6 protein-coding genes are annotated in these 4205 nt (G+C 59.8%); 3 read left to right on the top strand and 3 right to left on the bottom strand.

The features are described from left to right. The 3 genes from NKH35_RS30740 to NKH35_RS30730 form a co-directional block, all read right to left on the bottom strand. On the bottom strand, positions 1–245 hold a 245-nt coding region (locus NKH35_RS30740), incomplete at its 3' end, for an aminotransferase class V-fold PLP-dependent enzyme (protein ID WP_352917447.1). A gap of 15 nt (positions 246–260) precedes the next feature. Beyond that, positions 261–632 (bottom strand): hypothetical protein, encoded by a 372-nt coding sequence (locus NKH35_RS30735; RefSeq protein ID WP_156935585.1) that lies wholly within the window; start codon positions 630–632, stop codon positions 261–263. 55 nt (positions 633–687) lie between these two features. Next, complete coding sequence (locus tag NKH35_RS30730; RefSeq protein ID WP_023672207.1) at positions 688–1008, bottom strand: HesB/IscA family protein; 321 nt, start codon at positions 1006–1008, stop codon at positions 688–690. Between the two features lie 500 nt (positions 1009–1508). On the opposite strand from NKH35_RS30730, the gene hemP reads away from it, so the two are divergent. The 3 genes from hemP to NKH35_RS30715 form a co-directional block, all read left to right on the top strand. Further along, positions 1509–1649 carry a hemin uptake protein HemP gene (gene hemP, locus NKH35_RS30725; protein WP_023687345.1) on the top strand — a complete coding sequence of 47 codons (141 nt, stop codon included), beginning with the start codon at positions 1509–1511 and terminating at the stop codon, positions 1647–1649. A 30-nt stretch (positions 1650–1679) separates the two neighbouring features. Further along, positions 1680–2771 (top strand): hemin-degrading factor, encoded by a 1092-nt coding sequence (locus tag NKH35_RS30720; protein ID WP_023712668.1) that lies wholly within the window; start codon positions 1680–1682, stop codon positions 2769–2771. An 844-nt stretch (positions 2772–3615) separates the two neighbouring features. Continuing rightward, positions 3616–4205: cytochrome P450 family protein (locus tag NKH35_RS30715; protein ID WP_502907017.1), on the top strand; the 590-nt coding region annotated here is incomplete at its 3' end.

The following is a 4205-nucleotide window of genomic DNA, read 5'->3' as shown; positions in this document are numbered from 1 at the left end:
GAAAGAAGCGCTGCATTGTCGCTTTCTGTCCCACCCGAGGTGAAAGTGATCTCATCCTCGAACTCCGCGCCGATCAGAGCTTGCAACTGCCTCCGCGCCTTTCTCACCGCCGCACTGACTGAGGCGCCAAGAGCGTGTGCCGACGAAGGGTTGCCGAATTGATCCCTAAAGAACGGCAACATCGCTTGCACGACCTCAGGATCGACCCGTGTGGTTGCGTTGTTGTCGAGGTAGACAGGCTTCATAGGTGCGATCCTCAGTTAAACAGAATGACGCGAGCGGTAGACCGACTCGTTGAGCCTCTGGCGCATGCCGTTGATGATCATTTGAACTGGCAGCGCGCGCAGGCGCCCGGAGTGTTTGACGTAAACCGGATCTCCGTCGATATGGACATGTTCGCAGTGGCCGTAGGTCAGCCCGCAGGTAAGGACGCCCGAACGCGATAACGCTACCGATGAGCCGAATTTGGCGCAGCGGCGCGATTTGTCCGCAAGCAGCTCGGGTGCCACCAGGAACCGAGCTGCTTCGGGAGGCGACGTTCTTTGAATCCTACTGGGAGCGAATGGCGGTCCCGAGATCGGCTTTGACCTTGTCTTTTTTTTTAGGACGGGGACATCTGTTGTGCCGGCCATATAAGTCTCCTCTGCCGCAAAATCACTCTGTCGGCCGCACAGACGCTTCGGGCGTTTAACTGAAGGACTTGCCGCAGCCGCACTTTTCGCGCGCATTGGGGTTATCGAAGACAAAACCGGAAGATTGGAGCCCGGTGAGGAAGTCGACGGTCATGCCGGCTACATGGGGTTGGGAGCCCGCGTCCACGAACAGCTTGACCCCATCTGTGTCAGTGATCGCGTCGCCCTCGCGCGACACGCTCTCCAGGCCCATTAAGTATTTGAAGCCTGCGCAGCCGCCGGCCTCGACCATAATGCGAAAGCCTTCCGCCGGCTCGCTGGCACGGCAAAGAGCAGTCTTGAAGGCGGCAACAGCGTTGTCGGTGAGCGTAATCATGGCTCCATTCTCCTCAGTCCGCGACCTGCTTGCCCATCACGTTGCATGCACCGTGCCAAAGCCAAAAAACGTTTCAACACAGCGCGGCATCTCTCGCACTGGTGCCTCTTGATTGCTGATAAGGTGTCGGCCAATCGACACGTGCTGTCGGGTTTGTCGGGTCCGGCACGAGGGATGTTGGCCTGAGTTCTTGGGTGAACTCACATCACCAAGGACAGAACTTCTTCTGAGCTTGCCTCGGCGCAATTGGCACGGTTTTTGAAGCTCCGTTTGGCGAGACGGCAAGAGCATGCCGATCCACAACCATGCCGTGGGTGCCATCGCGATGGATGGGGCGAAGCAAGGGAGTAACATGTCAGGACCGTGGTCAGATACGCGTTGTTGGCAAAGCAGCGCCGCTCGTGGCATCCGAATGCCCGCTTGGCCGATTGCGACAACATCCATACTGGCTCACCACCGCCCAGTAGCCGCCGACCGGCTCGATGGGATGCCATCGGCATGTGGCTGCTCGCCGGTTTTCGCATTGGTGCGACGCCGTGCGCACGCTGTCCAGCGACACCTTGTTCATGGGCCAGCAGCAGATCAGGATCGAGCATTTCGGCGCGCCTTATCGGCTGAAGGTTCCTGGGCAGGGCAGATGATCCTCACACGTCGTAGAAACAGGGGTAAGCATGGACCAACGCGAGAAACCGTCGCCCGACGAAATCCGGCGGGCGTGCAAAGACAATCCGAAGATCCGGGAGCATGATCTCGCCGCTCGATTGGGCATTTCGGAAGCCGAGTTGGTCGCGGCGCATTGTGGTCACGGCGCGGTGCGCATCGAGCCGCGCGTCGATGATCTGCTGACCGGCCTCGAAGCGGCCGGCGAGGTGATGGCGGTCACCAGCAACGAAAGTGCCGTGCACCAAAAGATTGGCGTCTACGGCAAAGTGGTCACCGGCAACCAGCATGCCATACTGCTCGGCGACGAGATCGACCTGCGCATCTTCCCGAAAGCCTGGGCGTATGGCTTCGCCGTCGAGAAGCGCGAGGGGGCCGAGATCCGCCGCAGCCTGCAATTCTTTGATGCCACCGGCGAGGCGATGCACAAAGCTCATCTCACGCCCGCCTCGAACCTGCAGGCCTATCAGGATCTGACGGCAGAGCTTGTATCCCCCGACCAGGAGCCGATCATATCGCTCGAGGCGAGCGGGGCGCGCGATAACGCAGTGAGTCCAGACCACGCCACCACGGTCGACGACCTACGCGAGCACTGGGGCCGGCTAAGCGACGTGCATCAGTTCTACCATATGTTGAAGACACTGAAGCTCAGCCGCTGCCAGGCGATGCGTATGGCCGACGAGGATGACGCCTGGCTACTCGACAATGATGCCATTGGCGCCCTGTTCCAACAGGCGGCCGAAGACGAGATGCCGATCATGTGCTTTGTCGGCAATCGTGGTTGCATTCAGATCCATTCCGGCCCGATCAGGTCGGTCAAGCAGATCGGGCCGCGGATCAATGTGCTCGAAGAGACCTTCCATCTGCATCTTAGGACCCATCGCATCCGCGAGGTCTGGGCCGTGCGCAAGCCGACGAGGGATGGTCACGTTACGTCCATTGAAGCCTATGGCGCGGACGGCAAGATGATCATCCAGTTCTTCGGCACGCGCAAGGAAGGCGAACGTGAGGGCAGCGACTGGCGGTTTCTGGCCGAGAGTCTGCCACGCGTTCCCGGTCCGACCTCCAGGGGTGTGTTGACTACCGACAGGTCCTCGGATTGAATTGGCCGCGATAGGACTCAGCACCACGTTCCGACAGCGGCTCGCGAGCAAATCTAGGTCCATGAGCGGAAAGGATGCCGTCGTAGCGCATGCGCATGGTCAGGTGATGCACGCCGGAATGGACCGCATCTATACAGTCAAGCTGGTCGCCGGTCGGCACCGGTGCGCACGAGTGCATCGCCGTCTGCCGGAAAAGCCTTGCAGCGCCTGCGAGCGATAAAACGCATACGCCATCAGCGCCGAACCGAAGCGCGGCTTGACCTTTTTGATATTTCCGATCGTCTCGCGCAAGCGCCGTCGGGTCTTCTCGGACCGCACCCGATCCTTGCGCTGGATCGCGTCATTGCTCAATCCGGGCCGTGCGAGCGATCTACTCGCTCGTCGACCGGCAGGCTGTGCAGCAACAGCCAAGCCGAACAGCCCGATGTCGCGGGCTCGACAAAACCGACCACGGATGTCGGTTGTCGGACGTTGTCATAAGAATGATGGACAGGTGATCATCAGCGGCAGACCCAGCGCAGGCTGGCATTGCTTGGTGCACCGCCATGGCTACCCTATCCGGCACGCGACTTGCTTCGACAATTTGATCAGCAGGGCAGAGGTGATTGACCAGTCTCTCAACCCTAACGGGGAAGCAGCCGCTTTGCTTCATGACCGGAGCGCGGCGGAGATGCCCCTCTGATCGACTTCGCAACCCATCTCATCCGCGCTGGTGCAGGTGGGCTGTATCAGGCGACAGAATCTAGAAGGCGCCCGACAAGAGACGTGCCCATGCTGGAAATCGACTTTATGAACAGCGGTGCAATCTCAATTGAGCCATGAACGCCAATGTAGAGAAAACAAAATGGCGACCAACCCCGTTCCAGATCATGTCCCGCCCGAAATGGTGAGGGACTTCAGCCTGTTTACATCGCCAGGGATGCCACCAACACCCAACGGGGATCCACACGCAGCTGTCGCTTGCGTACATGACGGGCCTCCGATCTTTTACTCCCGCTACAACACGCAAGATGGCCGGGGTACCTGGGTCATCACCCGTGCCGCGGACCAGCGGAAGGTGCTGCAGGACGCAGAGACTTTTTCCAGCCATCGCAGCATCTTCTCCTCCATACTGGGTGAGAACTGGCCGACGATCCCGCTTGAGCTCGATCCACCGGCCCATGGCGTCTTTCGCTCACTGCTTAATCCGCTGCTTTCGCCAAAGCGGGTGTTGGCTTTGGAACCGGCTGTCCGCGAACGGGCGGTCGAGCTGATCGAAAGGATCGCCGCGTCGCGCACAAGCTGCGACGTGATGAAGGATTTTGCCTTTCCTTTCGCGGTGAGCACCTTTCTTCGCTTTCTGGGGTTGCCTGATGACCGACTCGATACATTCGTCGGCTGGGGGAAAGATCTGCTCCACGGCGACGATAAGGAACGACCTGTGGCTGCCCGGAC

It is taken from the genome of Mesorhizobium sp. M1143 (assembly GCF_040318435.1).
GTDB lineage: Bacteria > Pseudomonadota > Alphaproteobacteria > Rhizobiales > Rhizobiaceae > Mesorhizobium.
Note: the sequence above shows the minus strand (reverse complement) of the source record. Positions and strands in the feature narration are given on the sequence as shown.

What these genes read in the sequence shown, in the direction of transcription:
- NKH35_RS30735 (WP_156935585.1), bottom strand. Translation starts at nt 632, where the DNA reads ATGGCCGGCACAACAGATGTCCCCGTCCTAAAAAAAAAGACAAGGTCA.
- NKH35_RS30730 (WP_023672207.1), bottom strand. Translation starts at nt 1,008, where the DNA reads ATGATTACGCTCACCGACAACGCTGTTGCCGCCTTCAAGACTGCTCTT.
- NKH35_RS30720 (WP_023712668.1), top strand. Translation starts at nt 1,680, where the DNA reads ATGGACCAACGCGAGAAACCGTCGCCCGACGAAATCCGGCGGGCGTGC.